We start from the raw sequence: 26,670 nt of genomic DNA on the forward strand, positions 1-26,670 counted from the left end.
GTGGTCGTCCGTAGCGTTGGGGACATGCAACAGCACCGCGAGCACGACCTTCCGGACCCGGGGTTTGACCCTGCGGATCCGGCGTCGGTTGCGGCGCGGCGGGCGGAGATCCTCGCGTTGGAGGAGCGGGCGGCGGCGATGATCGCGAGCGGCGCTGCGTTGCAGTTGCGGGCGCATGCGGCGGCGTACGACTTCGGCCACGCGTTGGACGTTGCTGAGGGGTGCGCGGAGTCGGCGATGCACGTGCGGTCCATCGCGAACGAGGTGGCGCTGGTCATGCAGGTGTCGTGCGGGGTGGCTCAGGGGCAGCTGGCGCTCTCCTCGAAAGCGCAGCAGGACTTCCCTGCTCTGGCGGTCGCGTTGGACGAGAACGTCGTGACGCCCGCGCAAGTGCACAAGCTCGTCGAGGTGGGGTTCAAAGTGAACCACGAGGACCCGGTCGAGCAGGCCGAGCGGCGGGCGCTGTTCGTGGAGGTGATGCTCGAGCGCGTGCGCCGGGAACCTCTGCCGCCGCAGGCGTTGCGGAAGGCCGCGGAGCGGGTCGCGGAGGAGCTGACCGGTGAGTCCATCGATCAACGGCACGCGCGGGCGAGGCGGCAACGCCGCGCAACGGTCGAAGATCTTGGCGACGGGATGAGCATCATCCGGGTCACAACCGACACGTTCGTCGCGCACGCGATCCGGGACCGGGTGCGGAAGCAGGCGCTCGCGATCATCAAGGCGAGGCAGAAGCCCGGAGACCAAGACGGCTCGGGGTCGGCAAGTTCCGCGCCCGAATCCGCGAGTGCGTTCGGGGCCGCCGTCGACCACGCTCGCGCAGGCGATGACCCTGCCCTTGCGTCTGAGCTGAAGAGTGGTGTCGACAGCGGGGCGAAGAGTGCCGCGGCCCTGGACGAGCGGAGTCTGAACGAGGTCATGTCCGACGTCGTCGCCGACATGCTCCTCACCAGTGACCCGATGGGCAACTCCGCGGCCGCTGGTATCCAGGCGAACGTGCAGCTCTCGATCCCGATCACGACCGTCCTCGCCGACACCCCCGGGGCCGGACAGGCGCCGGCGCTGCTCGACGGGATGACGCCAATGCCGATCGAGGACGCGAAGCGCCTCGCCGCGACCGCACCAGCCTTCATCCGCGTGCTCACGCATCCCATCACCGGGGCCGTGCAGGCCGTTGACTCCTATAAGCCGACCGCGGCGATGCGCGCGTTCCTGCAGGCCCGCGACGTCCACTGCCGCTTCATCGGCTGCCGACAACCCGCGGTGAGGTGCGAGCTCGACCACACCGAGGACTACCAGCACGGCGGCAAGACCGCGGTCTGGAACCTCAGCGACTTCTGCAAGAACCACCACATCGTCAAACACCACACCGCCTGGAAAGTGCGACAACTCGGTGGCGGCGTCCTCGAATGGACCACACCAAGCGGCAAGATCTACATCAGCAGCCCCGAACCACACGGGGTGGTCTTCAGACCAAGCGACCAACTCTTCAGACCGACGGACATGCCCAGGAGAGGCGAGCCCGTTCATTCGGAGCGACGCGAACGCGCGCGTCCCGCCAGCGACGGTCCCTCGACGCGGCAGGACGACACCACCCGTCCGCCCTTCTAGTTCAAACACCGACGACAGCCCCGGCGCAGCAGTTGCTCTTCCTGTTGTCGCTGATGCTGATGCTGATGCTGATGCCGCTGCCGCTGCCGCTGATGCTGATGCTGATGCTGATGCTGATGCCGATGCCGATGCCGATGCCGATGCTGCTGCTCCTGCGCGAGTTCGTTCAGCCCATTGTCGGAGCGGGTGATGGCTTCAAGTGCGGCGCTGCGCGGTTCGCGCGCACCTGGCGCCAGGCACCGAACTCTCGGCCGCTCGGCCGCTCGGCCGCACGGGCGTGCGGGCGTGCTGGCCTGCGAGCAACCGAGGTCCGGAGCACGCGGACACGCGGTCTCGCCTGCGCGCAAGGGCCGCCGCCGGGACTAGCCGGGACTAACGGGGGCTAGCGGAGAACGCCGCGCGCCCTCGCCTCGGAAACCGCCGCCGTGCGCGACGTCACGCCGAGCTTCGTGAAGACGTGCGCGAGATGCGACTTCACCGTCGTCTCCGTGACGAACAGGGCTGCGGCGACCTCCGTGTTGGAGCGGCCGGCCGCGACGAGCTCGAGCACCTCGATCTCCCGCGGCGACAGACTCTGCTGCGGCGCCCGCAGCCGATCCATGAGGCGCGACGCGATCGGCGGGGCCAACGCACTCACGCCTCCCGCCGCCGCGCGCACCGCAGCGAGCAGCTCGTGCGGGGGCGCATCCTTCAACAGGTACCCGCTGGCACCGGCCTCGACAGCACCGAGGATGTCACCATCCGAGTCGTAGTTCGTCACCACGAGCACGTGCGGGGGAGTCGTCAGGGCGCGGATGCGCTTCGTCGCCGAAGCCCCCGTCTCGTTCTCGCGTGCCCCGAACTGCAGGTCCATGAGCACCAGGTCCGGCCGCGTGTCCGCCGCGGCGCGCACTGCCTCCTCCGCGGTCGAAGCCTCAGCGACGACCTCGATGTCGGACTCGCCGCCGAGCAGAGCCCTGAGGCCGGCCCGGACCACAGGATGGTCGTCGGCGATGACGAGACGGATCATGCGGCGACCTCGCGGGGGAGCGTGACGGTCAGGGTCGTGCCCCGGCCCGCCGTGGACGCCACCGCCAGAGTGCCGCCCAGCTGCTGCACGCGGTCGCGGGTCGCGACGAGACCGAACGAATCAGGGCTCGGGCGCGCCGACCTCGACGCCGCATCCGCATCGAACCCCTGGCCGTCGTCGGCGATCGTGAACACCAGGCCGGCATCCGTCTCGTCGAGCGTGATCGTCGCGCGGCGAGCACCAGCATGCTGGGTGACATTCGCGAGCGCACCCTGGGCGATGCGCAACAGCGCAGTCTGCACGGGCATCGGCAGCGGGTGGGCGCTCGCCCGCACGTCGACACGCAGACCGTGCGCCGCGGTCGTCGCCTCGGCGAGCCGACGGAGCGCCTGCTCCAGGTCGGCACCGTCGAGGTCCGGCGGCGAGAGCTCGCGGATGAAGCGCCGCGTCTCCGCAAGATCGGCCGAGGCGGTGTCCCGGGCGAGACGAACGTGCCCGACGCCGGGCCCCTCCGGGTCCGCGCGCTCGGCGGCGTGCAGGAGCATCTGGATGCTTGCCAGCCCCTGCGCGACCGTGTCGTGGATCTCGCGGGCAAGCCGCGCCCGCTCCGCGAGCGTCCCCGCCTCCCGCTCCGTCGCGACCAGGTGGGCCTGCGTCTCGAGCAGCTCCCGCATCAGCGCCTCCCGCTCCCTCGCCTCCTTCGCGAGCGCCGCGTAGCCGAGCCCGATGAGCACGGCGACACCGGCCCCGATGCACGGGCCGATGACCCCAGCCACCGACCAGCCCTCATGCACGCCGAGACCGATGACCGCGACGGCGGTCATCGCGGCGACGGCGAGCATCCCGGCACGCCGACCGAGCAGGTGCAGGACCACGAAGAACAGCGGGAAGACGAGGTACGCGGCCTCCCGGGACAGCCAGAGGAGCAGCATCCACTCGAGCGTCAGCGCGGTCAGCCACAGCAGACGCCGACGCTCGACGCGAGCGCCGGGCTCGAAACGAGCTACCGGCACGACGCGGGTGCCCGGCCCGGCGCCGGCACGGGAGCCCGCGACGATCCCGAGGGCGTACGTCGCACCGAACAGCGCAACCGCGCCGAGCACGACTGCCGTGTTCGGTTCGGGCGTCAGGAGTGCCCGAGCCGCGACGAGCGCGAGCAGGCCGAACAGCAGCACGTGGAGCCCCGTGCGCAACCCCACGAAGACAGGGGTGAGCGCGGAGGGGGACATGCCGCTCAGCCTAGACACGAGCGGGAGCGCCGGCATCCTTCGAAAGTTGGACGGAACGCTCCGCCGTGTGGAGCGGAAGGGCCGTGCCGACGGCCGATGCCCGCCCCCGGCACTCAGCGGGAGGGTTGCCTGAGTCGCCGCAACCGGCGACGGGAAAGGACCCCCCATGTTCGTCGCCCTCCGCGACCTCCGCTTCGCACGCGGCCGATTCCTGCTTATCGGCGCCGTCGTGACACTCATCACCGTGCTCGTCGGATTCCTCAGCGGCCTCACCGGCGGCCTCGCCACCCAGAACATCTCGGGCATCCTCGCCCTTCCCGCCGACCGGCTCGCGTTCACCGTGCCGAGCGGTGACGACGCCCCGAGCTTCTCGACGTCGTCGCCCACCCGAGACCAGGCCGACACGATCGCCGCCATGCAGGGGGTGACTCGGGTCGACCCGCTCGGGATCAGCCAGCTCCGCGCGGAGAGCCCGACCACGGGCGCCGCAGTCGCCGTCTTCGGCGTCCCCACAGACTTCAGCATGTCCGGGCCCGCGGAGGGCGACACCACCGGCAGCTCCGCACTCTCGGACGGCACGAAGACCTTCTCCGCACCCGAGGAGGGCACGAACGCCAGCTCCCCATCCTCGGACGGCACGAACACCACCTCCGAGCCGACACCCGGCACGAAGACCTTCTCCGCACCCGCGGAGGGCACGAACGCCAGCTCACCATCCTCGGACGGCACGAACACCATCTCCGAGCCGGCACCCGGCACGAACGCCCTCTCCGCGCCCTCGGAGGGCACGATCGCCCTCTCGGCGACGGCGGCAGCAGACCTCGACGCGGGCGTGGGGGACGAGGTGACGATCGCCGGCACGTCCTTCCGGGTCGAGACCGTCGGCCCCGACGCCTGGTACAGCCACACCCCCGTCGTCGAAGTCGGCATCACCGACTGGCGCGAAATCGCCGAGGCGACCGGGTCGCCCGACGCCTTCGCCACCGTGCTCGCCATCTCCGGCAACCCCGACTGGGGTGCCGTGGATGCGGAGGCCGGCGTCGTCTCGGAGACCCTGGTCGGGTCCCTCACCGCTCTCTCCGCGTTCCGTTCCGAAGTGGGGTCTCTGCTGCTCATGGTGGCCATGCTCTTCGGCATCTCCGGCCTCGTGATCGGCGCGTTCTTCACCGTCTGGACGATGCAGCGCCAGGGCGACGTCGCGGTCCTCAAGGCGCTCGGCGCGAGCACACGGTCCTTGGCTCGGGATGCGCTCGGGCAGGCGCTCCTCGTGCTGCTCGTCGGCATCGGCACCGGAATCGGGCTCGTCGCGATCCTCGGCGCCCTCGCGGGCCAGGCGCTCCCGTTCCTGATCAGCCCCCTCACGACCCTCGTTCCCGGCGCGATCATGATCGCGCTCGGCCTCGCGGGCGCAGCGTTCGCGCTGCGATCCGTCACCTCAGCAGACCCGCTCACCGCCCTCGGAGGCAACCGATGATCGCCCTGGACAACGTCACGCTCACCTTCCCGGACGGCGCAGGCCGCCTCACCGCGCTCGACCGCGTCAGCCTCACGGCCGCCCCAGGCACCGTCACAGGCATCACGGGGCCCAGCGGCTCGGGAAAGTCGAGCCTGCTCGCCGTCGCGGCCACGCTCATCCGCCCCGACTCAGGCGGCGTGCGCATCGGCGACGTCGACGCCAGCACGCTGAGCCGCTCCGAGTCGGCCGCCCTGCGTCGGTCTTCCATCGGCATCGTCTTCCAGCAGCCGAACCTCCTTCCCTCGCTGACGGCACGCGAGCAGCTCCTCGTCATGAACGAGCTCGGTGAGCGGGGCAGCCGCGGGCGCCGGCGGGACGTCTCCGACCGCGCTGACGAGCTGCTCGACGCGGTCGGCCTCGCCGAGCACCGGGCGAAGCGCCCCCACCAGCTCTCCGGTGGCCAGCGGCAGCGCGTCAACATCGCGCGAGCCCTCCTGAACGGTCCGAGCGCCCTGCTCGTCGACGAGCCGACCAGCGCCCTCGACCAGGAGCGGGGAGCGGCCATCATCGAGCTCGTCCTGCGCCTCAGCAAGGAGCTCGCCACCGCCACCCTGCTCGTGACGCACGACCTCACGCACCTCCCCAGCCTGCATTCGTCGGTGCAGCTCGTCGACGGTCGCCTCGCGCAGCTCCAGAGCTGACGGACGCGACTTCTCCAGACAGGTTCGGCTCAGCCAGGCGGGTCGCGTTCCGCCAACGGAGCACAGACGCGGCTCAGCTGCGCGAGAATCGGGAGGCGACCGAACTGCGGCCGCTGAGAAAGGCGGCCGGAAACGCATGCGCATCATCGTCGTCGGAGCGGGCCTCGCCGGCCTCACCTCCGCCTGGGAACTGCACAAGCTCGGCCACGAGGTCACGGTGCTCGAGGCGCGGGACCGCGTCGGCGGCCGCACCTGGTCGCAGCGGCTCGGCAACGGTCAGCTCACCGAGCGCGGCGGCGAGTACGTGTTCCCCACCGAGTTCGCGATCCGCCGCCTCGCCGCCGAGGTCGAGGTGCCCATCCTCAGCCACAACGTCCGCTACGCCAGGCGCACCGTCGACGGCAGGGACGTGTCGTTCGCCGAGCTCGAGGCCACGACGGCGCACGTCACCGAGACACTGCGACGGATGCTCGCCGACGGGGCCACGCGAGTCTCCGTCGAAGAAGCGCACAGGGAGGCGCTCGGCCCCGGCTACCAACACGACCCGGTGTATCGGCGCATGGTCACGTCACTCGCGAACGACCCGACCCTCGTCAGCGCCGAATCGGCCTTCCTCCACGACCCAGACGCCGGCCAGCCGTTCATCGACGACGGCGGGCGGTTCGTCGCCGGCAACCAATCGCTGGCGATCGAGCTCGCGCACCGGCTGGGGGCGGCCGTGCGGCTCGAACATCCGATCACGGCCGTCGACCAGTCCGCGGCCGGCGTCGAGGTGACGCTGGCTGACGGCTCCGCGCTGCACGGCGACGCGGCCGTCATCGCGGTGCCGCTCCCGATCCTGCGCGGACTGCGGCTCGGGTTCGAGCTGCCGGATGCGCAACGGGCGGCACTCGGCCACCGCCTCATGGGCACCGCCGCCAAGCTCGGCGTGCCCCTGACAGCCGTCGACGACGACGTTGCGCTGCAGAGCGCGAACCTGACCTGGTGGTCGTGGCGGTCGCTGTCTGCGGATGGGGAGCACCGCATCCCAGCCCTCTCGTGCTTCGCGGGCAGCCGCGCAACGCTCGACGCGTTGCGCACGGCTGACGGGCCGGACACCTGGGTCGGCCAGCTGCGCGCCCTGCGCCCCGAGCTGGTCATCGACGGCGACGTGCTGCTCACCGACTGGACGGCCGACCCGTGGACGCTCGGCTCGTACTCGGCGGCGTCCCTCGACTGGACCCCCGCCGACCTCCGCGCGTTCGACGCGCCAGCCGGACGCGTCGCGTTCGCCGGCGAGCACACGGGCGTCGAGCAGACCCTCAACGGTGCCGTCGTCTCCGGGCTGCGCGCGGCTCGAGCGCTTGGGCCCGCAGGCGCACTTGCGCGCGGCGCGCGATGAAGCCCCGCGCCCAACTGCCAGACAGCGCCGAACGGGAGACGTCAGCCGGCCGTCGTCGTCGCGGTGCCGCAGCTGTGCTCCTCGCCGCGACGGTCGCACTCGGCCTCGCGACCCACTTCCTGCTTCCGGACGGCGCCATCTCGGACATCGCGGGCGACGCCCTGTACACGGGCGCGGTCTACCTCGGCGTGATGCTGCTCGCGCCCCGGGCTCGACCATGGTTGCTCGCGACGATCGCGGTCGGATGGTCCTTCGCGGTCGAGCTCCTCCAGCTCACAGAGCTGCCGCACCGCGCCGCCGAGGTGTTCGCGCCAGCCCGCCTGGTGCTCGGGGCGGGGTTCGACCCGCGCGACCTTCTCGTCTACGCGCTCACCGGCGTGCTCGCCTGCGCGGCTGACCTCGCTGTCCAGCGCATCCCTTCCCGACGCGCTGAGGACTCTCGACGAGCCGCGACCCCGCTGATACGGTGAACGCGTGTTCCTTTTGCTTTTCTCCTAACGGCTGAGCAGGCCCTCCGCGCTCGTTGAGCTCGGTCTCTCCGAGACCCTCCGAGCAGGCGGCGGCCGAAAGCTCTGACCCTCCCGGGTCGCCGTTCTGCGCACCCTGCCGCAGGCCAGCTTTCGCCTGGCCCGGCAGCGCTGTGTGCACCTGCTCGAAGGAACCCCCATGCACGCCACCCCCATCGCTCTTCCAGCGCGCCATCGCGCGCAGCTCACCCTCTCGGACGTCTCGCTGATGCGGGGCGCGACACCCGTCCTCACCTCCGTCGACCTCACGGTCACGCCGACATCGCGGACCGCGATCGTCGGCGAGAACGGGCGAGGCAAGTCGTCCCTCCTCCACGTACTCGCCGGCACTCTCGCCCCAGACAGCGGCACCGTGCACCGGGTCGGGACGCTCGGCATCGCCGAACAGGAGATGAGCGCCGACGACGGCCGCACCGTGGGGCAGGCCATCGCAGACGCCATCGCCGAGCCGGTCGCGGCCCTCGCCGCACTCGACCTGGCCGGAGCCGCCCTCGCCGAAGGCGGACCCGGTGCTGACGACCGCTACGCGGCGGCCCTCGAAACCGCTGAAGCGCTCGACGCGTGGGACGCCGAACGCAGGGTGCTGATCGCCCTGGAAGCCCTCGACGCCGAGACCGATCAGACGCGACTGCTCGCGGAGCTCTCGGTCGGCCAGCGGTACCGAGTTCGCCTCGCCTGCCTGCTGGGCGCCGACCACGACTTCCTGCTCCTCGACGAACCCACCAACCACCTCGATCGCTCCGGCCTCGACTTCCTCACCGCCCAGCTCCGCTCCCGCAAGGGCGGGGTGGTCTTCGTCAGCCACGACCGTGCCCTGCTCGCAGACGTCGCCGAGACGATCGTCGATTTGGACCCGACACCGGACGAGCTGCCGCGCGTCTACGGGGATGGGTTCGACGGCTACCGCCAGGGTCGGGTCGCGGAGCGCGAGCGGTGGGAGCAGGCGTACGAGCGGCAGCAGCTCGAACAGGCCCGGCTGCAGGACAGCTTGAGCGCCGCGCAGAACCGGCTCGTCACGGGGTGGCGGCCCGAGAAGGGAGCGGACAAGCACGGGCGGGCGACCCGAGCCGCCGGCCTGACGCAGAGCGTCCACCGCAGGCAGGAGGCGCTCGAGGCGCACGCCGTGACGGTGCCGGTGCCCCCTCAGCGGTTCCGCTTCCCGGAGCTCCAAGCGAGGGCGGGCGCCGAACTGCTGACGGCGGTGCGTGTCTCCGTCGCCGAACGTCTCGCAGAGCCCGTCTCGCTGGCGCTCTCACGGGAGGGGCGGCTGGCGATCACGGGGCCAAACGGCGCGGGCAAGTCGACACTGCTGAGCCTGCTGGCCGGCAGCCTGCCCCCGGACTCCGGGGTCGTGCGGGTCCAGCCCGGCACCAGGGTCGGGGTCCTGCCGCAGGAATCGTCACTCCCTGCTGACCGCCGCGCGGCCGAGCTCTTCGAGGCGCATCTCGGAAGACTCGAGGCATCTGGCGTGCTCGCTGCGAGCGACAACGTCGGCCTGTCGCGCCTCGGGCTCCTGCGCCCGAGGGAGGCCGGGAAGCGAGTCGGGGACCTGTCGATGGGTCAGCGGCGGCGCCTGGATCTCGCAGTGGTCCTCGCTTCGCGGCCACACGTGCTGTTGCTTGACGAGCCGACCAACCACCTCTCGATCGCGCTCGTCGACGAGCTCACGGAGGCCTTCGGCGCGACGCAGGCCGCCGTCGTGCTGTCGACGCACGACCGTCAGCTGCTGCGCGACGTCGAGCACTGGCCCCAGCTGCGGCTGCAGGGTCGGGTCACCGGCCGAGAGTCCGCGCCCGTGTCGGTGGCTGGTGCGAGGATGACGAGATGAGAAGCCCCGCTATCGGAAGCATCATCGGCGCCGTCGCCGGGGCCTTCGGGCTGGCGCCCTGGCTCGCCACGGGTGCGAACCTGCCCGGGCAGAACCTGTGGTCGACCGAGACGCTGCCAGGCGACATGCCGATCGCGTTCCTGCCCATCCACCAGTACTTCGTCGTCGACCTCGTCGCCCTGCTGGTGCTCGGCGGGACCCTGGCAGGCTTCGCCGTCCGCCTCCTCCGGGAGCGCGCGACCGAGGTGCGCAGGGCCGCCGCCATCGGGCTGGCCGGCGTCCAGCTCCTCGCCGTCTTCGAGAGCTTCGTCGCGCTCGCGGGAGGCCTCGCCATGAGCGGGAGCCTGCGAGCTTTCCTCTTCTTCGCCGGGATGCTCGTCGGCACGCTCGCCGTCGTCGGCGCATCTCAAGCGGTGTACTGGCTGACGAGCTCGCGCTCCGCGCCGATCTCGGCCCTCGGCCTGTGCCTCGGCGTGATCCCCATCGGCACGTGGCTCGGCGTCTGGACCATGCTCTCTGTCGGCCCGGCCGGGGGTGGGCTGGCCTCGAACGAGCTCGTCCGGTGGACGCCCGGCCTCGCGGTCGGTGTCGTCCTCGGGATGCTCGGCGTCTCGTCGCTCGGACGCATCGCCGTCTGGGCGGGATCGCTCGCCGCGGTCTGGCTGCTGCCCGTCGTCCTCGGTTCGGTCCAGTACGCGCTCGGCACTCGGAACGCCTTCGGGGACGTGCTCCTCATGACTGATCTGGCGAGGATGCTGCTCGTTCCGCTCGCGGGGGAGCTCGCACCCCCTGCGCTCGCCGCCGCCGCCATCGCCGGTCTCCTCGCGTTCGCCGTGCACGTCGGCCGTGCCCGCGGTCGGCTCTCGCCTCCACCCGGACATCAGAGCGAGGTGCTGTCAGCGCTCGCCGCTCATTGAAAGCTCACAGGAAGCGGTCGACTCGCGGTAGCGTGTGTGCGCTCCCCGAACCCTCCACGGGACCCGACAGCTCCACGCACCCCAAGGACAACACAATGCTCACGCTCGAAAACTCCACCCAGATGGACTCCTGGCAGTGGGAGGCGCTCTCACCCGGCGGCACCGCAGGCGGCTTCATCGGCTGGATCCTGCTCATCGCAGCCCTCTGGCCCGTCTTCCGGAAAGCTGGCTACCCGGGCTGGGGCGCCATCATCCCGATCTACAACATCTACATCCTCGTCAAGATCGCCGGCTACCACGGCGCTACCGTGCTGCTGTACCTCATCCCGCTCGTCAACGTCGTGTTCTCGATCTTCGTCGCGATGCGCATCGGCAAGGCCTTCGGGCGAGGCGGCCTCTTCAGCTTCTTCCTGCTGTGGCTGTTCTCCCTCATCGGCTACTTCATCGTCGGCTACGGCTCATCGCAGTACCGCGGCCCCGGCGGGCGCGCCATCGCCGCGTAGCCACCGCCTGCGCGTGCGCCACTGACCTGCACGTGCTGGTGCAGGTTGCGGTGCCGGCGCGGGTGGCGCTGGTGCCGGTGCCGGCGCCGTGCAGCTGCTCGCGCGTCTTCCGCCGCGTTGTGAGGGGATCCCTCGGCGTCCCCTCAGCGGAGGAAGGCCACCAGGGCGTCGGCGGTCTCGCCCGGCGCATCCAGCGTCACGACGTGCCCCGCGCCGGGAACCACCACCTCAGTGAGCTGGTCTGCGGCGGCCCACGCTGGCATGGCGCGCGCGATGTTGCCGGTCGTGTCGCGTTCACCCCGCACCAGCAGGGTCGGCACCGGGGTGCGGTAGCTGGCATCGGGATGCACGAACTCGGTCGTCGCGCGCCAGACGTCGATGAACTCGCGCTTCGACATGGCGCCGAACGTTCGAGCCAGCGCCGCTCGTGCGCGCTCCGACGTCGCCGAGGCGTCCGCCATGAGCTTCGGAAGCCGGGCGGACGGGATGAGCTGCAGCATCGGCTCCGCGAGCCGGAGCGCGGCGCGTTCGCCGACGGTCAGCGGGCCCGCGTTCCAAGTCGCATCGAGCACCGCGATGCTCCCATAGCGCTCGGGTGCACGGCGGACGAGCTCCTGGGCGAGGTTGCCTCCAAGCGAGTGCCCGACGAGCGACACCTCCCCGAGGTCGAGATGGTCGATGAGGCGTTCGATGTCACTCGCGAGCAGCTCGGGGGCCAGCGGGATCGCAGAGGGCCGCGAGAGCCCATGCGCCCGCAGATCGACGAGCACGACCCGAAGGCCGGCACCACCGAGGGCGGCCGCCTGCTTCTCGAACATCGTGTGGTCAGCGCCAGCCCCGTGCAGGAGCACAACCGCTCTCGCGCCCGCTGCGCCCGCTGCGCCCGCTGCGCCGGCTGTGTCGGCCGCGTTCGCCGCGTCCGCCGTCGGGCCGCGACCGGCGTCGGAGAAGCGGAGCGTGCATCCGCCGACATCGAGGTGTCCATCGAGCTCGCCCATAGACGCAAGGCTATTGCGCCGCCGCGGGTCCCGTGTCACGTGATTTTGCAAGCAACACGTCGGTTTCTCCAGAAATCACCCTACGATTCACCCTGGGGGGACCACCGCTCGATCACACAACCCGGATGTGACCATGAAAAAGGCGTTCTCCCTCTTCGTCGCCCTTCTGCTCTCGGCCTCGGCCCTCACGTTCCTCGGAACCGCGCCCGCTCAGGCCGCATCCTTCGGGGTCGTGAACCAGGACGTCATGTCGCCCGCGAACTACGTCGCCAAGGGCAGCTACGCGACCACCACACCCCAGGGGGCGCCGGTCTCGTCGCTCTCCGCCCAGACCGCGGCCATGGTCGACACCCTGCCCGACCGCTACCTCAGCGACTACTGGAAGGGACGGCTGAAGACCTCGACCAACCGCGAGAACTTCACCATCCCCATCTACACGGTCGACAGCTCGAGAGCCGACGCCAACTGGGTGACCGTCAAGATGCGGGACTACGCGCTCTACCCGGACATCCACCCCGTGATGGAGGGGAAGGCGACGGCCTCGGCCACCGGTGGCACCTACGGGTTCCAGATCACGCCGTTCGCGACGACAGCGAAGAACTACGGCAAGGTCGTCATCCCGGCGCACGCCGAACCGGGCGGACCGCTGCCCGGAGGGGACAAGTCGATGACGGTCGTCGACATCGCGACGGGCATCGTGCGCGGCTACTACGTCGCCGACAAGCAGACCGACGGATCCTGGCTCATGGGCGGCGGCTACCTCACGACCCTCAACTCGCCGAAGTCCACGAACTGGTTCGACCAGAACGAGTGGCTCAAGACGGAGCGCGGCACGAGCTCCGTGGGCGGCGTCATGAACGAGTTCCTCATGGCAGGCGCCGAGGAGATCGCGGCCGGTTCGATCGACCACATCACCAGCTGGACCTTCCCATCCACCCGCGCGGGGGCCTCGATGTGGCCCGCGTATCAGACGGACGGGAAGCTGAGCGAAGCGCACGCGCCGAAGATGGGTCAGCGGTTCTGGATCCCGAACGACGCCGCGACCAACGCGAAGATCGCGGCCCTCGGCCTCTCCAGCTTCGAGAAGGTCGTCGTCAAGAACCTGCAGGAGTACGGGGGCATCGTCACCGACCAGAACTACTGGACCATGGCGCTCAACCTGCAGCATCCCGTGACCTTCACCGCCCAGGGCAAGCCCAACCCGTACCTGCCTGGCGGCATCGTGCACAACAAGCACGGCAACGTCGACCTGATCAACAAGATCCCGTGGACCCTCACCAAGTGGGGAGAGATCACCTCGAGCACGAAGCTTCCGCAGTTCGGCGCCCCCACACAGACCCCCACGCCCACACAGACCCCCACGCCCACCCCGAACCCGACAGCCACGCCGACGCCGACCGCGCAGCCCGGGGTCGCCGAGCGCATCGGCTCGACCGACACGTACGCGAACGCCGTCACCGCGTCCGGCAAGTTCAACACGGTGGGCAGCAAGCTCGTCATCGCCAGCGGAGATGGGGGAGTGGATGCGCTGCTCGCGGCCCCGGTCGCCGCGAAGATCGGCGGCAGCATGCTGCTGACGAAACCCAACGCCCTGCCCGCCAACGTCTCCGCGGAGCTGACGAGACTGAAGCCCTCGGCGATCTTCGTCATCGGGCAGATCTCCGAGGCGCAGAAGACCGCGCTCGGGAAGCTCACGCCGAGGCTCGAGGTCGTCGCGGCCGCCGACAAGTCCGAGACCGCCCTGGCGGTGGCGAAGCGGTTCTTCCCGAACGATCCCAGCGTGTACATCGCCAACAGCGGCATGGCGACGGACATCGCCAACGCCGCCGGGAGGGCCGCCCTCGCTAAGGCGCCGCTGCTCCTGACCGGCCCGACGCAGACCAGCGCCAACTTCAAGGCCTACTTCGCGACCGGGAAGGTCACCTCGGCCCGTGTCATCGGCACGGCGACGTCGATCTCAGCCACCGTCTTCGGCGAGGTGAAGGCCAAGGTCGCGGCGACGACTCGGGTCAACTCCTCGGACGCCTTCGGCGTCAACGCGGCGCTGCTGAGGGATTTCGACGCCGGAAGCATCCGCCCCAAGGGCTTCACGCTCGCGAACTCCGGGAGCGCCGCCGACATCGCCGTGGCCCTCCTCGTCACAGCGCGCACCGGGTATCCACTGGTGCTCGCCAAGCAGACCTGCGTCCCCGCGGAGGCGAGCGCCGTCACCGCGAAGTACCCGGGCGCGAACTACAGCATCATCGGCACGACCACCGACCTCGTCTCCGACATCCACACGAAGCGCTGCACGTAGGAGACGCGCAGCACGTTCCCCGTGGCCGCCGGTCAGCGCTCGGGGGAGGGAGACAACCGGTAGAGCACCTGCGGCCGCCCGCGCTTGCCGTACCGGTGCGCGAGATCGATCACGCCCGTCTCCACGAGGTGGTCGAGGTAGCGTCTCGCCGTCGCACGGGAGATGTCGCACGCCTCTGCCACGTCGAGCGCCGTCGCGGGGATCACCGGGTCGAGCGCCGCGACGACCCGCTCGAGCGTGACCTGGGCTAGCCCCTTCGGGAGGCTGGCCGGCGGCGGGGCCCCGGTCCGGCCCGCGCTCGAGTGGCTCCGCGGCGAGGCGTGCTGGCGGATGCTCCCGGTGGCCAGCAGCCGGTCGATCTCGCCCTGGGCGAGTGGTCGTTCTCGGTCGCTCTCGGAGCTCGCTCGACGCTCGGCGCTGTAGAGGTCGAGTCGCTCCTGGAGGGCCGCCTGGGTGAACGGCTTGATGAGGTAGCCGACGACGTGCGCCGCGAGGGCCTGTCTCACCGTGGTCTGGTCGCGGGACGAGCTGATCACCAGCACGTCCGGCACCCTCGCTCCGAGGGTCCTGAGCCGGTGCAGCACCTCGACGCCACTGATGTCGGGGAGGCGCATGTCCAGCAGTATGAGGTCGACCCCGTTCATGCTCTGCGCGAGTGCAGCTTCACCCGTGCTGGCGGTGCCGGCGAGCGAGAACCCGGGTGTCTCGGCGACGAACCCGCTGTGCAGCGCCCGAGCCCCGCGATCGTCGTCGACGACGAGTACCCGGATCGGGGTCGCAGCCGGACGCACGCTCTCTTCGGTGCTGTGACTCATCGCGCTCCTCTCCTCATGGCTGCTTCCGCTTCGATCGCGGTCACGCCGGCCGCTCGATCTCGAAGCTGAAGCGCGTTCCGCCGAGTCGTGACGGCCCGACTTCGATGGTGCCACCGCGCGAGGTGACCGTGCGGCGCACGAGTTCGAGGCCGATGCCCCGCCCGAGCCCCGTGGGGTCCGCCTTGGACGAGAACCCGGGAGCGAAGATGCGGCCGCTCGCTTCGGCGTCCAGACCTGGACCGTCGTCGTCGACGAGCCCGAAGATGCGGTTGCCGCTCTCGCGAAGCGTGCAGCGCACCTGGGATGCGCCTGCCTCGCCCGCGTTCCGGCAGAGGTTCGCGATGACGGTCACGACCCCGTCGTCGATGTCCTCGTCGAGGTCAAGATCGAAGCTCGCGTGCGCTCCCAGCTCGTGCAGCTCAGCCCGCACCGCCTGTGTCGTGGCGTCGAGGAGGGGCTGGTGGATGCTCGCGTCGGTGCTGTCGGGGGCACCGGCCCCTGCCGTGCGAACCGGCACGACCTCGTCGATGTACTCGAGCGCGTCCTGGGTGTCGCCTCTCGAGACCAGGCCGTGGACCACGTGCATGCGGGTGCTGAACTCGTGAGACTGCTCCCGGAGGGCGGTTGTGGTCCGTTGCATCTGCGCGTGCTCGGCGGCGAGCGCGTCGAGTCGGCGGAAGCGGCGCTCGACGGCGAAGGCGAGGGCCGAGCTGGCGAGCGTGCCGAGGACGAGCGCGCTGATCGTCCAGGGGAGGAGCTCCCCGAGGGCCTCGGCGCTCTCCGCGGAGATGCTCGACTCGAGGACGCCGACGGCGACCATGCCGACGATGGTGCCGTCGTCCCCGAACACCGGGACCTTCGCGCGCAACGAAGGGCCGGATGCACCTTCCTGCGTCCCGAGATACGGCTCCCCGGCGAGCACGGACGCGTTGGCCGTGGAGACCTGCACGCCGCGTTCGGCGGGGTCCGGATGCGTGATGCGCACGCCCTCGTCATCGGTGACGACGACGTAGTAGACGCCCGTCGCGTTCTCCACGAGGTGGGCGAGCGGCTGCAGGTCATCGGTGGCCCCGGCGAGGTCGTCCGCGTTCGCGAGCGCCGACGTGGTGCCCGCGTTCGCCACGGCTTCGAGCCCGTCCCGCACCTCGTCCAGCTCCGCGAGGCTCGACGCGACCTCCTGCACGCGCTCGGCGGTCGTCTCGCGCAGCTCTCGCTCCTGCGCCGAGAAGGCGATCACGGCCGTGATCGAGACGGAGGCGAGCGTGATGAGACTCGGCACCACGAGCATCCCGAGGCGCACGGCCCGCTGGCTGAGCTTGAACGGCATCGTCATCCTCACCTCCCGCGCCCCAGGGCTCCGTGCTGCGCCTCGACCACCCCCAGGCGATGCCTCTTCGCACCGCGGCTCACGAGCACTTATGAGCACAACTCCTCGTGGAGCTCCCCGCGTTGGAGCGCGATGCAATCCTAGGGCGATATTGCGGAGACAACGATGTCCGCGCGAATGGAGCGATGATGATCCGAGAAACGAACGAGCCGGCGGCACCGGACGAACCGGGCAGGCAGGCCAAGTCCGGCGGCAGGCGCGTCGTCGGCCGCGTCATCGGCGGGGTCGTCGCCGCCGCGTCGATCGCCGTCGCGAGCTTCGGCTCGATCACCTCCGCCGCGGCGGGTCAGGACATCAACGCGTCGATGACGATCATCGCCCCGGCGGCTGCCGGTGGTGGATGGGACACCGTCGCCCGCGAACTGCAGCAGGCGCAGAAGGCCAACGGGCTCGTCAACAACGTGCAGGTGGTCAACATGCCAGGGGCCGGCGGAACGATTGCGCTCGGCAATGTTGCTGTGCTGGACGGTGAACCCAACAACCTCCTCGTCGGTGGGACCGGCCTGCTGGCCGCCACCATCCAGTACGACTCCGCGGCGAAGCTCGAAGATGTCACGCCGCTCGCGGTGCTGGTCGAGGAGTACGACGTCATCGTCGTCCCAGCCGACTCCCCGTACGAGACCCTCGAGGACCTCGCGACGGCATGGAAGGCCGACCCGAAGTCCATCCCCTGGACGGGCGGCGGCTCGTTCGACCAGCTCGTGGTGACCGACCTCGCGCTGAGCGCAGGCATCGAGCCCGTCGACACCACCTACATCTCATCTGACGGCGGCGGCGAGGCCATCCAGGCGCTCCTCAACGGAACGGCGCAGGCCGCGGCAGGAGGCTACGCGGACAATATCGACCAGATCGAGGCCGGCAGGCTGCGCGCCCTCGCGGTCGTGGCGAAGGAGCCCATCGAAGGCGTCGACATTCCGACGGCCGCCGAGCAGGGCTACGACATCTCGCTCACGAACTGGCGCTCGATCCACGCTCCCTCCGGCTTGACCGAGGAGCAGACGGACGCCCTCGCCGAACTCGTGGTCGAGACGACCCAGACACCCGAGTGGCAGGACGCCATCGACAGGTACCACTGGAACGAGCGCCTCATCACCGGCGACGAGCTCGACACCTTCCTCGCTGACGAGGAACTGCGCATCAAGGAGCTCTACGAGGAGATGGGACAATGACGCACCACGCGAACCCGACGGCCGCGTCGGCGGTCATCGGCGGAGACCTGACCTTCGCCGCCGGCCCAAGCAAGACGGCCACCCTCCTCAAGGGACTGACGATGCCGCTCGTCATCGCAGCCTTCGCCACCTACCTCGTCTTCGGCATCTTCACGATGAAGGTGCCAGAGGGGGCCGACTTCCCTGGGCCGCAGTTCTTCCCCGGCCTCATCGCCGCCGGCCTGTACCTCTTCGCGGTGCTGCTCGCCGTCGGTGCCGTCCGGGAGATGCGCGCGACCACGGCCACTCCGTCGACGATGACCGAGGAGGAGCTCCTCGCCCGCGCACTGGCCGACGACGAGGCGCTTGCCGCGGCGGGCGCAGCAGACGCCCCCCGCAAGGTGCGCGTCGACGTGAAATCGTTCGCCTGGGTCGTCGGCTCCTTCCTGGTGTTCTCGCTGACGCTCGACGTGCTCGGCTGGGTCATCGCAGCCGCCCTCCTCTTCTGGTGCGTGGCCCGCGGCTTCGGCTCGACGAAGCCAGTGGCGAGCCTCGTCGTGGGCTTCACGCTCAGCTCGCTCGCCTACATCGCCTTCGACATGGCACTCGGCATGTCGCTCCCGTCCGGCATCCTCGGAGGTATCTGACATGGAAACGCTCCAACTCCTCATGGAGGGGTTCGCCGGTGCCCTCACCTGGCAGAACCTCGTGTGGGTCTTCGTCGGCTGCCTCCTCGGCACCGCCGTCGGCGTCCTGCCGGGCCTCGGGTCCTCGATGGCGGTCGCCCTCCTGCTGCCCGTCACGTTCTCGCTCGAGCCGACGGCCGCGTTCATCATGTTCGCCGGCGTCTACTTCGGCGGCCTCTTCGGCGACTCGACCATGGGCATCCTGATGAACACGCCAGGCCAGGCGTCAGCCATCGCCTCCACGTTCGAGGGGCACAAGATGGCGCTGAACGGCCGAGCCGCTCAGGCGCTCGCGACGGCTGCCATCGGCGCATTCATCGGTGGCTTCGTCGCCTCGATCGTGGTGGTCTTCCTGGCCCCTGCGCTTGCCGACTTCTCCAGCAGCTTCGGGCCGGCGGAGTTCTTCGCCCTCGCAGTGTTCGCGTTCGCGGCGACCTCCACCGTGGTCACCGACAACGTCGTCAAGGGGCTCACGGCCCTGTTCATCGGCCTCGGCATCGCGGTCATCGGCATCGACGGCGTCTCCGGCGCCCCGCGCTTCACGATGGACTCCCCGCAGCTGTTCGACGGCATCTCGCTGGTGACCGTGACGGTCGCGGTCCTCGCGCTCGGTGAGGTCATCTACGTCGCCTGCCTCGAGCGGCACGTCAGCGACAAGGGCCTGATCCGACCGAAGGGTCGCCCGTGGCTGAGCCGCAAGGAATTCAAGGAGGCCACGCCGGCCTGGCTGCGTGGCACCGTCATCGGTCTTCCGTTCGGTGTGGTGCCGGCCGGTGGCTCCGAGATCCCCACGTTCCTCGCCTTCGGCTTGGAGAAGCGACTGGATGCGCGCCGCAAGGACCCGCAGTTCGGCAAGGGCGCGATCAGGGGCCTCGCAGCCCCGGAGGCGGCTGGCAACGCGACGACGGGCATGGCGATGGGTGCGCTCCTGGCGCTCGGCCTCCCCATCTCGGCGACGGCGGCGATCATGCTCGCCGCGTTCCGCCAGTACGGCCTGCAGCCGGGCCCGCTGCTCTTCGACCGCGCCCCCGAGCTGGTCTGGGCGCTGCTCGCGAGCTTCTTCATCGCCATGGTGGTGCTGCTCGTCCTGAACCTGCCGTTCGCGATGCTGTGGGCGAAGCTGCTCCTGATCCCTCGCCCCTACCTGTACGCGGGCATCACGATCTTCTGCGCGCTCGGCATCTACGCCACGTCGGGTTCGACGTTCGACCTGCTCATGCTGCTCGGGGTCGGCCTGCTGGGCTTCCTGATGCGGGCTCTCGACTTCCCGATCGCACCGCTCATCATCGGCATGGTCCTCGGCCCGCTGGCCGAGACGAGCCTGCGGGATGCGGCGATGAGCGCCAACGGCGACTTCTCCGTGCTGGTGCAGGGGCCGATCGCGATCGCGCTCTACACCCTCCTGGCGCTGGTGCTCGCCTTCACCGTGCGCGGCCGCCTGGTGGCTCGCAAGCGTGCGAAGCAGGAGCAGAAGGAAGAGGAGCTCGTGAGCTCCTCAGCACGATAGCTGTCAGGGACGCGAGGGTTCAGACGCTGCTGGTTCCCGGCGTCTGGCCGACCATGGCGGCGGCGATCGATTCGATCGTCGCCGCCATGGCGCGTGCGGCGCGTGAGAGGGGCACGTCGCTCCGGTGCGCGAGGCTCACGGTGCGCTGCAGGTTCGAGTCGGTGAGGCGGGCCGAGCGGAAGCCCTGCCGCCCACGCAGCACCATGGCCGGCACGACCGCCACGCCGAGGCCCAGCTCCACGAACCGGAGCACCGCATCCATCTCGGGGCCCTCCACGATCACGTTCGGCTGCAGGCCAGCCTCGACGTAGGCGGCCTCCGTGGTCGCGCGGAGGTCGTAGCCGCGATGGAAGACGACCTGCGGCTTGGCGGCGAGCTCCGTGAGCGTGAGCGTGGGGGAGTCGAGCGCGGCCGTGCCCTGCGCCGCGGAGACGACGAGCAGCTCCTCGTTGAGCAGAGGAACCCTCGAGAGCGTCGCGCGCGGCGTCTGCCGGGACTCGGGGGTCGTGATGAGCGCCAGGTCGAGTGCGCCTTCCGCGAGCTGCTCGATGAGCCCCTGCGAGCCGCTCTCCGAGACGTGCAGCTCGATGCCGGGGTGCGACGCGTGGAACGACTGCAGCGCATCCGCGACAAGGCTGACGCAGAGCGACGGGGTCGCCCCGAGGCGCACCGTGCCGCGCTGCAGGTCGGCGAGCTCCGCCATCTCGCGGCGCACCGAGTCGGCGTCGGCGAGCATGCGCCGCGCGAGCGGGAGGAGGGATTCGCCGGCGTCGGTGAGCGCGACCCGGCCTGGCGTGCGGTTGAAGAGCGGCGCCCCGAGGTCCTGCTCGAGGGTCGAGATCTGTCGACTCAGGGAGGGCTGCGCGAGGTGCAGCGCCTCGGCCGCCCGCGTGAAATGCCCCTGCGAGGCGACTTCGACGAAACTCCGCAACTGGTCCAAGTTCATGGCCATAGCCTACGCGCATCACCACGAACAGCACTATGCATTGGAGTAATCACGCCGGGCTCTCTACCGTTGCTGACATGACAGCGACCAAGTCCATCGAACGCCAGATCTCCACCACCGTGCTGGTCATCGGAACCGGCGGTTCCGGCCTGCGCGCCGCCATCGAAGTCGCCGAGCAGGGCGTCGACGTGCTCGCCGTCGGCAAGCGCCCCAAGCATGACGCGCACACGTCCCTCGCCGCGGGCGGCATCAACGCCGCGCTCGGAACCATGGACGAGGAGGACAGCTGGCAGCAGCACGCCGCCGACACCATCAAGGAAAGCTACTGGCTCGCCAACCCGCACACCGTCGAAATCGTGACCCGCGGCGCCGAGCAGGGCATCCGCGACCTCGAGCGCTACGGCATGGGCTTCCAACGCGAGGGCGACGGACGCATCTCGCAGCGCTTCTTCGGCGCCCACAAGTTCCGCCGCACCGCCTTCGCCGGCGACTACACCGGACTCGAGATCCAGCGCTCCCTCGTCGCCCGCAGCGAGCAGCTCGACATCCCGATCCTCGACACCGTCTACATCACGCGCATCCTCGTGAGCGACAACGTCGTCTTCGGCGCCTACGGCTTCGACATCAACGACGGAACCCGGTACCTCATCCACGCCGACTCCGTGATCCTCGCCGCGGGCGGCCACAACCGCATCTGGCGACGCACCTCCTCCCGCCGCGACGAGAACACGGGCGACTCGTTCCGCCTCGCCGTCGAGGCCGGCGGGCGACTCCGCGACCCGGAGCTCGTGCAGTTCCACCCGTCCGGCATCATCGAGCCAGAGAACGCGGCCGGAACCCTCGTCTCCGAGGCCGCCCGCGGCGAGGGCGGCATCCTCACCAACGGCCTCGGGGAGCGCTTCATGGAGCGCTACGACCCCGAGCGCATGGAGCTCTCGACCCGCGACCGCGTGGCGCTCGCCGCGTACACGGAGATCAAGGAGGGGCGCGGCACCGCGAACGGCGGCGTCTGGCTCGACGTGTCGCACCTGCCCCGCGAGACCATCATGAACCGCCTCCCTCGCATCTACCAGCAGATGCTGGAGCTGCAGATGCTCGACATCACGGAGAAGCCGATCGAGATCGCCCCGACCGCGCACTACTCGATGGGCGGCGTCTGGGTGCGACCCGACGACCACAGCACCGACGTCGACGGCCTCTACGCCATCGGCGAGGCCTCCAGCGGACTGCACGGCGCGAACCGCCTCGGCGGCAACTCGCTCATCGAGCTGCTCGTGTTCGGCCGCATCGTCGGCCAGGCAGCCGTCGCCCACTCCGGGGGACTGGATGCGCAGCGCCGCTCGGCAGCCGCCGTCGCGCAGGCGCGCGGCGAGATCAACGACCTGCTTTCGGCCGACGGACGCGAGAACGTGCGCGCCCTGCAGCGCGCCATCCGCGACACGATGACGGAGTACGCGGGCGTCGTGCGCGACGAGGACGGGCTGAAGGCGGGCATCGCGGCGCTGGACGTCATCGAGTCGCGCATGGAGGACGTCGGCATCCACCCGGACATCGCGGGCTTCCAGGACCTCGCGCACGCCTTCGACCTCAAGTCGTCGGCGCTCGCCGCACGCGCCACGCTGGAGGCTGCCCTCGAGCGCCGCGAGACGCGCGGCTGCCACAACCGCAGCGACTTCCCGGAGCTCGACCCGGCCATGCAGGTGAACCTCGTGTGGTCGCCGAACGGCGGCATCACGCGCGAGGAGATCCCACCAGTGCCCGCCGAGATCGCCGAGCTCATCGGCGAGGTCTCCGTCGAGGGCAAGCTCGTCGAATAGCGAGCGCAGATCCCGCTCGACGATCCAGCCCGATCCTGCTCGGCGATCCAGCCCGATCCTGCTCGAGCACGCACTCGTGGTCTGCCGGGATCGGGCTGACCGCCATCCAGGGCGGGAGCGCGCGCCGCCTCTGCAGCTCGAATCCTGCGACGCAGCTCGAATCCGGCGACGTCGGGGCGTGCGCATCGGCCGAGGCCGTGCACACGCCCCGGCTGCGGATCAGCGGCCGGCTGGGGTCGGCTGCTCCTGCTCCGGCTCCTGCTCCGGCTCCGGCTCCGGCTGCGGATCGGCGTCGAGCGTCGTCGACGACGCCGCGGGCTTCCGCGCGGGGCCGTGCACTGGGAGGCGCAGGACGCCCGTGCGCAGATCCTCGCGGCGCACGTCCTTCGTGTAGTCGAAGTGCGGGTCCTCGCGCAGCTGCAGGATGAGGGAGACTCCGAGCAGCGCGACGATGATCGTGAACGGCAGCGCCGACAGCATCGCTGCCTGCTGCAGCGCCGCGAGCCCGCCCGTGAGGAGCAGCAGCGACGCGCAGAGGCCCGTGAGGAGGCCCCACACGGTGAGCACCGGCTTGGCCGGTTCGAGCGCACCTCGAGACGAGAGCATGCTCAGCACGAACGTGTTCGCGTCGGCGCCTGAGATGAAGAACAGGACGACGAGGACGATCGCGATCACCGAGGTGATCTCCACGAGCGGCAGGTTCGAGAGCATCTCGAAGAAGGCCGAGTTCACGTCGGCAGTGGCTGCGGTCCCGATGCTGCCGTCGCCGTCGAGGTCGAACTTGATCGCGGAACCGCCGAAGATCGTGAACCAGCCGAAGAACACGAGGCTCGGCACGACCATGACGCCGAGCACGAACTGGCGGATGGTGCGCCCGCGTGAGATCTTCGCGAGGAAGACGCCGACGAACGCACCCCAGCTCAGCCACCAGGCCATCATGAAATAGGTCCACCACTGCATCCACTGCCCGTCGTCCGCGGTGAGCGGCGTGGTGAGGCTCATCTCGAAGAAGTTGCTCACGTAGGCCCCGGTGGAGCGCACGAAGAGGTTCGTGATGAAGTTCGTGGGCCCGACGAAGAACACGAAGATGCCGAGCGCGACCGAGGCCAGCATCGTCGCCTGGGAGATGTACTTGATGCCGCGGTTCACGCCGGAGAGGGCCGAGAGCGTGAAGATGATGGTGATCACGGCGATGACGAGGATCTGGACGAACGTGTCCGTCGGCAGGCCCATCACTCGGTTGAGGCCCTCCGTGATCTGGGAGGCGCCGAGCCCGAGCGAGGTCGTCGTGCCGAAGAGCGTCGCGATGATGGCGAACACGTCGATGACGTTGCCGAGCACCCCGTCGACGCGGTCGCCGAAGATCGGCCGCAGCATGGGGGAGACGAGCCCCGTGTTGCCCTTGCGGTGCGTCGAGTAGGCGATCGCGACGCCGAATACCCCGAACACGGCCCACGCGTGGGGGCCCCAGTCGAAGTAGGAGAACTGCATCGCGACGACGGCGGCCTCGACCGTGCCGGACTCGGCGAGCCCGTGCGGGGGCGTCACGAAGTGCGAGATGGGTTCTGCGACGCCGTAGCTGATGAGGCCCACGCCCATGACGGCGGAGAGGATCATCGCGAGCCACGCCCACGTGCTGAACTCGGGGCGGTCCGTGTCCGCGCCGAGGCGGATGCGCCCGAAGCGGCTGCAGGCCAGGTAGACCAGGAGCCCGATGCAGCCCATGGTGACGAGGAGGTACGACCAGCCGACCGTGGCTGAGGCCCAGTTGATGGCGGCGGTCATGGAGCCGTTGAGGGTGTCAGGGGAGATCGCGGCCCAGGAGACGAACGCCAGGATGAGGGCGATCGACGACCAGAAGACGACGCCTGGCCGGTGGCGGAGCGCGTCCGCGGCCGCTTGCGCGCGGCTCGGGGCGCCCAGCGGTTCGAGGCCGTGACCCGCGAACTGCGGGTCGTCCTGGTCGCTGGGATCCGCGTAATCCGAGAAGCCGGGTCCGCGCCCCGACCACCGTTCCTTGCTGGAGGTGCGTCGAGAGTTCATGTGTTGCTCCACTTCGTGATGTGGCATGGCCCAGGTGGGCAGGTGGCCGCGCGCAGCTGCGCGCGGCCGTGGGGGATCAGAGCTGCGAGAGCCCGCGTCCGTCGAAGAACTTGCCGGCCTTGTAGAGGATGGGCGCGTCGTCGGTGGTCGTCGCGTGGTGCACGCGGCCGATGAAGATGGTGTGCGTGAGCGCCTGGAAGCGCTCCTTGATCTCGACCTCGATCGAGGCTGAGGATCCGTCGATGAGCGGGCTTCCCTCGGGCGCTTCGTGCCAGGTGATGTCGGCGAACTTGTCTGCGCTCTTCGAGGCGAAGGTCGCGAGCACGTCCTGCTGCTCGCTCGAGAGGATGTTGATGCCGAGGTTCGTGGAGCGGAAGAGCGACGGGTAGGTGGAGGAGGACTTCTGCACGCACACGAGCACGAGGGGCGGGTCGAGCGAGACCGAGGAGTAGGCGCTCACGGCGAGCCCGCGCGGCTTTCCGTCTTCATCCTTGGTCGTCACGACGGTGACGCCGGAGATGAACTGCTTGTTGAACGCCTTGAGCATCTCGCGCGGGGGAGCCGTGGACTCGTCCGCGTAGTCGGCGTCGGCGTCCTCGAACGCGGAATGCAGGGACGGGAGTCCGAGGTGCGTGAGGAGCTCGGCGGAGTCCCAGGTGACGCGCTCGTGGGAGATGAGGCCGTCTCGGAGCGTGGCGTAGTTGGATCCGTTCGTGATGACGCGCTTGCCGGTCGGGGGGACGGTGCCGAGCGGCTGCGTGAACGTTCCGTCTGAGGTCCAGAAGACGGCCAACGCGTCGTCTTCCACGAGGACGCGATCGATGCGCGTGACCAGGTCGGGGAACGCGGCGCGCACCTCGGTGACCTCCTGCTTGAACTCGTCGAGTGTCGAGACTCGACCTGACCTTGTGCTCTCGCGCTGGTAGTCCGGGGTCACGAGGGCTTCGAACGCACCGAAGTCACCCCGATCCCACGCGTCGGACCATGCAGCTGCGACAGCATCTTTGATGTTTGCTTGCATGCAACGGAGCGTAACCCCGTGGTCATGCATGCGTCAACGATTGGTTGTAAACGTTGTGTTTCCTGGGAAATGCTCCGTTCGTTGACAATTCTGTGGCATGCCAGATAGCGTTCTTGTATGCAACAGATCACGCCCCTGGGGCTCAGCGATGAGGCCTACGCCGACCTCCCGCTCCTCGAGCGACTCCGCCGCCTGGTCACGAGCGGCACCTACCCTCCGGGCGATCCCATGCCCGAGCTGGTGCTCGCTCAGGAGTTCGGGGTGAGCCGAACACCCATCAGGGAGGCGCTCAAGCAGCTCGAGAACGAGGGGCTCGTCGAGATCCGTCCGCGCGTCGGAACGTTCGTGCGCACCCCCACCCGGCGTGAGATCGTCGAGCTCTTCCAGCTCAAGGAGTCCCTGGAGGGCCTCGCCGCCAACCTGCTCGCCCGCCGCGGGCCGACCTCCGAGCTGGCGACCCTCTCGCGAAACCTCGACGAGAGCGACGCCGCGGTCCACGCCGGCGACACCGCCGAGTACGCACGGCTCGTCCACGAGTTCCACTGGACGATCGTGCTCGGAGCCGACAACGCCAAGCTCGCCGAGCACTACGAGCGGCTCATGAACCAGCTCGCCTACCACCGCATCGTGCTCCGCACCATCGAGCGGCCGGGCCGACTGCTCGCCTCCAACCACGAGCACCGCGCCGTCGTGCGCTCCATCGTCGAGAAGGACGCCATCGGGGCCGAGTTCGCGATGCGCACCCACGTCGAGGCCTCGAGCCGCGCAGCGCTCGCCCCGGCCGACCACGGCAACCCAGCCGACAGCGAGCCCGCGCACGCCTGAACCGCGCCGAGCACCCCACGCT

23 protein-coding genes are annotated in these 26,670 nt (G+C 69.9%); 15 read left to right on the forward strand and 8 right to left on the reverse strand.

Annotation, left to right across the window (positions count from 1 at the left end):
• Positions 1-24 precede the first annotated feature (24 nt).
• On the forward strand, positions 25-1,608 hold the full coding sequence (locus tag F8O03_RS06780) for an HNH endonuclease signature motif containing protein (protein WP_167516513.1): 1,584 nt from the start codon (positions 25-27) through the stop codon (positions 1,606-1,608).
• Positions 1,609-1,640: 32 nt separating this feature from the next.
• Positions 1,641-1,994: a hypothetical protein gene (locus tag F8O03_RS06785; RefSeq protein WP_151423211.1), complete on the forward strand. Its 354-nt coding sequence runs from the start codon at positions 1,641-1,643 to the stop codon at positions 1,992-1,994.
• Here the strand turns inward: F8O03_RS06785 and F8O03_RS06790 are convergent.
• Both F8O03_RS06790 and F8O03_RS06795 read right to left on the reverse strand, forming a co-directional pair.
• Positions 1,991-2,617, reverse strand: a complete 627-nt coding sequence (locus F8O03_RS06790; protein ID WP_151423212.1) for a response regulator transcription factor — start codon at positions 2,615-2,617, stop codon at positions 1,991-1,993. The genes F8O03_RS06785 and F8O03_RS06790 overlap by 4 nt on opposite strands.
• Positions 2,614-3,846 carry a sensor histidine kinase gene (locus F8O03_RS06795; protein ID WP_151423213.1) on the reverse strand — a complete coding sequence of 411 codons (1,233 nt, stop codon included), beginning with the start codon at positions 3,844-3,846 and terminating at the stop codon, positions 2,614-2,616. The genes F8O03_RS06790 and F8O03_RS06795 overlap by 4 nt, the downstream gene beginning before the upstream one ends.
• A 166-nt stretch (positions 3,847-4,012) precedes the next feature.
• On the opposite strand from F8O03_RS06795, the gene F8O03_RS18240 reads away from it, so the two are divergent.
• The 7 genes from F8O03_RS18240 (at position 4,013) to F8O03_RS06830 (ending at position 11,159) form a co-directional block, all read left to right on the forward strand.
• A complete protein-coding gene (locus F8O03_RS18240) occupies positions 4,013-5,320 on the forward strand; it encodes an ABC transporter permease (protein WP_208851814.1) in 1,308 nt (435 codons plus the stop codon).
• A complete protein-coding gene (locus F8O03_RS06805) occupies positions 5,317-6,003 on the forward strand; it encodes an ABC transporter ATP-binding protein (protein ID WP_151423214.1) in 687 nt (228 codons plus the stop codon). The genes F8O03_RS18240 and F8O03_RS06805 overlap by 4 nt, the downstream gene beginning before the upstream one ends.
• 136 nt (positions 6,004-6,139) lie before the next feature.
• Positions 6,140-7,384, forward strand: a complete 1,245-nt coding sequence (locus tag F8O03_RS06810; RefSeq protein ID WP_244296002.1) for a flavin monoamine oxidase family protein — start codon at positions 6,140-6,142, stop codon at positions 7,382-7,384.
• Entirely contained in the window at positions 7,381-7,854 is a 474-nt protein-coding gene (locus F8O03_RS06815; RefSeq protein ID WP_151423216.1) for a ribosomal maturation YjgA family protein, read from the forward strand. The genes F8O03_RS06810 and F8O03_RS06815 overlap by 4 nt, the downstream gene beginning before the upstream one ends.
• Positions 7,855-8,050: 196 nt before the next feature.
• Positions 8,051-9,739, forward strand: a complete 1,689-nt coding sequence (locus F8O03_RS06820; RefSeq protein WP_151423217.1) for an ABC-F family ATP-binding cassette domain-containing protein — start codon at positions 8,051-8,053, stop codon at positions 9,737-9,739.
• Positions 9,736-10,656 (forward strand): hypothetical protein, encoded by a 921-nt coding sequence (locus F8O03_RS06825; protein ID WP_151423218.1) that lies wholly within the window; start codon positions 9,736-9,738, stop codon positions 10,654-10,656. The genes F8O03_RS06820 and F8O03_RS06825 overlap by 4 nt, the downstream gene beginning before the upstream one ends.
• Positions 10,657-10,751: 95 nt before the next feature.
• Positions 10,752-11,159, forward strand: coding sequence for a DUF5684 domain-containing protein (locus F8O03_RS06830; protein ID WP_208851815.1), 408 nt, complete (start codon positions 10,752-10,754; stop codon positions 11,157-11,159).
• A gap of 143 nt (positions 11,160-11,302) precedes the next feature.
• Here the strand turns inward: F8O03_RS06830 and F8O03_RS06835 are convergent, their stop codons facing one another.
• The gene (locus tag F8O03_RS06835) at positions 11,303-12,157 is read right to left on the reverse strand and encodes an alpha/beta fold hydrolase (RefSeq protein ID WP_151423219.1); all 855 of its coding nucleotides are present in this window, start codon (positions 12,155-12,157) and stop codon (positions 11,303-11,305) included.
• Between the two features lie 133 nt (positions 12,158-12,290).
• Here F8O03_RS06835 and F8O03_RS06840 point away from each other — a divergent pair, with 133 nt between their 5' ends.
• Positions 12,291-14,453 carry a cell wall-binding repeat-containing protein gene (locus F8O03_RS06840; protein ID WP_151423220.1) on the forward strand — a complete coding sequence of 721 codons (2,163 nt, stop codon included), beginning with the start codon at positions 12,291-12,293 and terminating at the stop codon, positions 14,451-14,453.
• Positions 14,454-14,485: 32 nt separating this feature from the next.
• On the opposite strand, the gene F8O03_RS06845 is transcribed toward F8O03_RS06840, so the two are convergent.
• The gene (locus F8O03_RS06845) at positions 14,486-15,268 is read right to left on the reverse strand and encodes a response regulator (RefSeq protein WP_151423221.1); all 783 of its coding nucleotides are present in this window, start codon (positions 15,266-15,268) and stop codon (positions 14,486-14,488) included.
• A 40-nt stretch (positions 15,269-15,308) separates the two neighbouring features.
• Positions 15,309-16,595, reverse strand: a complete 1,287-nt coding sequence (locus F8O03_RS06850) for a sensor histidine kinase (RefSeq protein WP_151423222.1) — start codon at positions 16,593-16,595, stop codon at positions 15,309-15,311.
• A gap of 185 nt (positions 16,596-16,780) precedes the next feature.
• Between F8O03_RS06850 and F8O03_RS06855 the strand changes: the two genes are divergently transcribed.
• The 3 genes from F8O03_RS06855 to F8O03_RS06865 are packed head-to-tail and all read left to right on the forward strand — an operon-like array spanning position 16,781 to position 19,996.
• Complete coding sequence (locus F8O03_RS06855; RefSeq protein ID WP_151423223.1) at positions 16,781-17,824, forward strand: tripartite tricarboxylate transporter substrate binding protein; 1,044 nt, start codon at positions 16,781-16,783, stop codon at positions 17,822-17,824.
• Complete coding sequence (locus F8O03_RS06860) at positions 17,821-18,450, forward strand: tripartite tricarboxylate transporter TctB family protein (RefSeq protein WP_151423224.1); 630 nt, start codon at positions 17,821-17,823, stop codon at positions 18,448-18,450. The genes F8O03_RS06855 and F8O03_RS06860 overlap by 4 nt, the downstream gene beginning before the upstream one ends.
• A gap of 1 nt (position 18,451) precedes the next feature.
• The gene (locus F8O03_RS06865; RefSeq protein ID WP_151423225.1) at positions 18,452-19,996 is read left to right on the forward strand and encodes a tripartite tricarboxylate transporter permease; all 1,545 of its coding nucleotides are present in this window, start codon (positions 18,452-18,454) and stop codon (positions 19,994-19,996) included.
• Between the two features lie 19 nt (positions 19,997-20,015).
• Here F8O03_RS06865 and F8O03_RS06870 read toward each other — a convergent pair whose 3' ends face one another.
• Positions 20,016-20,948 (reverse strand): LysR family transcriptional regulator, encoded by a 933-nt coding sequence (locus F8O03_RS06870; protein WP_151423226.1) that lies wholly within the window; start codon positions 20,946-20,948, stop codon positions 20,016-20,018.
• 71 nt (positions 20,949-21,019) lie between these two features.
• On the opposite strand from F8O03_RS06870, the gene F8O03_RS06875 reads away from it, so the two are divergent.
• Positions 21,020-22,759, forward strand: a complete 1,740-nt coding sequence (locus tag F8O03_RS06875) for an FAD-binding protein (protein WP_151423227.1) — start codon at positions 21,020-21,022, stop codon at positions 22,757-22,759.
• A 219-nt stretch (positions 22,760-22,978) separates the two neighbouring features.
• Here the strand turns inward: F8O03_RS06875 and F8O03_RS06880 are convergent, their stop codons facing one another.
• Both F8O03_RS06880 and F8O03_RS06885 read right to left on the reverse strand, forming a co-directional pair.
• Positions 22,979-24,802 (reverse strand): BCCT family transporter, encoded by a 1,824-nt coding sequence (locus F8O03_RS06880; protein ID WP_151423228.1) that lies wholly within the window; start codon positions 24,800-24,802, stop codon positions 22,979-22,981.
• A 76-nt stretch (positions 24,803-24,878) separates the two neighbouring features.
• Complete coding sequence (locus F8O03_RS06885; RefSeq protein ID WP_151423229.1) at positions 24,879-25,823, reverse strand: flavin reductase; 945 nt, start codon at positions 25,821-25,823, stop codon at positions 24,879-24,881.
• Positions 25,824-25,940: 117 nt separating this feature from the next.
• Between F8O03_RS06885 and F8O03_RS06890 the strand changes: the two genes are divergently transcribed.
• Positions 25,941-26,648: a GntR family transcriptional regulator gene (locus F8O03_RS06890; protein WP_151423230.1), complete on the forward strand. Its 708-nt coding sequence runs from the start codon at positions 25,941-25,943 to the stop codon at positions 26,646-26,648.
• The last annotated feature ends 22 nt before the right edge of the window (positions 26,649-26,670 follow it).

The sequence above is a fragment of the Pseudoclavibacter terrae genome (assembly GCF_008831075.1).
Taxonomy (GTDB): domain Bacteria; phylum Actinomycetota; class Actinomycetes; order Actinomycetales; family Microbacteriaceae; genus Pseudoclavibacter; species Pseudoclavibacter terrae.

What these genes read in the sequence shown, in the direction of transcription:
- F8O03_RS06780 (WP_167516513.1), top strand. Translation starts at nt 25, where the DNA reads ATGCAACAGCACCGCGAGCACGACCTTCCGGACCCGGGGTTTGACCCT.
- F8O03_RS06790 (WP_151423212.1), bottom strand. Translation starts at nt 2,617, where the DNA reads ATGATCCGTCTCGTCATCGCCGACGACCATCCTGTGGTCCGGGCCGGC.
- F8O03_RS06795 (WP_151423213.1), bottom strand. Translation starts at nt 3,846, where the DNA reads ATGTCCCCCTCCGCGCTCACCCCTGTCTTCGTGGGGTTGCGCACGGGG.
- F8O03_RS18240 (WP_208851814.1), top strand. Translation starts at nt 4,013, where the DNA reads ATGTTCGTCGCCCTCCGCGACCTCCGCTTCGCACGCGGCCGATTCCTG.
- F8O03_RS06805 (WP_151423214.1), top strand. Translation starts at nt 5,317, where the DNA reads ATGATCGCCCTGGACAACGTCACGCTCACCTTCCCGGACGGCGCAGGC.
- F8O03_RS06810 (WP_244296002.1), top strand. Translation starts at nt 6,140, where the DNA reads ATGCGCATCATCGTCGTCGGAGCGGGCCTCGCCGGCCTCACCTCCGCC.
- F8O03_RS06815 (WP_151423216.1), top strand. Translation starts at nt 7,381, where the DNA reads ATGAAGCCCCGCGCCCAACTGCCAGACAGCGCCGAACGGGAGACGTCA.
- F8O03_RS06820 (WP_151423217.1), top strand. Translation starts at nt 8,051, where the DNA reads ATGCACGCCACCCCCATCGCTCTTCCAGCGCGCCATCGCGCGCAGCTC.
- F8O03_RS06825 (WP_151423218.1), top strand. Translation starts at nt 9,736, where the DNA reads ATGAGAAGCCCCGCTATCGGAAGCATCATCGGCGCCGTCGCCGGGGCC.
- F8O03_RS06830 (WP_208851815.1), top strand. Translation starts at nt 10,752, where the DNA reads ATGCTCACGCTCGAAAACTCCACCCAGATGGACTCCTGGCAGTGGGAG.
- F8O03_RS06835 (WP_151423219.1), bottom strand. Translation starts at nt 12,157, where the DNA reads ATGGGCGAGCTCGATGGACACCTCGATGTCGGCGGATGCACGCTCCGC.
- F8O03_RS06840 (WP_151423220.1), top strand. Translation starts at nt 12,291, where the DNA reads ATGAAAAAGGCGTTCTCCCTCTTCGTCGCCCTTCTGCTCTCGGCCTCG.
- F8O03_RS06845 (WP_151423221.1), bottom strand. Translation starts at nt 15,268, where the DNA reads ATGAGTCACAGCACCGAAGAGAGCGTGCGTCCGGCTGCGACCCCGATC.
- F8O03_RS06850 (WP_151423222.1), bottom strand. Translation starts at nt 16,595, where the DNA reads ATGCCGTTCAAGCTCAGCCAGCGGGCCGTGCGCCTCGGGATGCTCGTG.
- F8O03_RS06855 (WP_151423223.1), top strand. Translation starts at nt 16,781, where the DNA reads ATGATGATCCGAGAAACGAACGAGCCGGCGGCACCGGACGAACCGGGC.
- F8O03_RS06860 (WP_151423224.1), top strand. Translation starts at nt 17,821, where the DNA reads ATGACGCACCACGCGAACCCGACGGCCGCGTCGGCGGTCATCGGCGGA.
- F8O03_RS06865 (WP_151423225.1), top strand. Translation starts at nt 18,452, where the DNA reads ATGGAAACGCTCCAACTCCTCATGGAGGGGTTCGCCGGTGCCCTCACC.
- F8O03_RS06870 (WP_151423226.1), bottom strand. Translation starts at nt 20,948, where the DNA reads ATGGCCATGAACTTGGACCAGTTGCGGAGTTTCGTCGAAGTCGCCTCG.
- F8O03_RS06875 (WP_151423227.1), top strand. Translation starts at nt 21,020, where the DNA reads ATGACAGCGACCAAGTCCATCGAACGCCAGATCTCCACCACCGTGCTG.
- F8O03_RS06880 (WP_151423228.1), bottom strand. Translation starts at nt 24,802, where the DNA reads ATGAACTCTCGACGCACCTCCAGCAAGGAACGGTGGTCGGGGCGCGGA.
- F8O03_RS06885 (WP_151423229.1), bottom strand. Translation starts at nt 25,823, where the DNA reads ATGCAAGCAAACATCAAAGATGCTGTCGCAGCTGCATGGTCCGACGCG.
- F8O03_RS06890 (WP_151423230.1), top strand. Translation starts at nt 25,941, where the DNA reads ATGCAACAGATCACGCCCCTGGGGCTCAGCGATGAGGCCTACGCCGAC.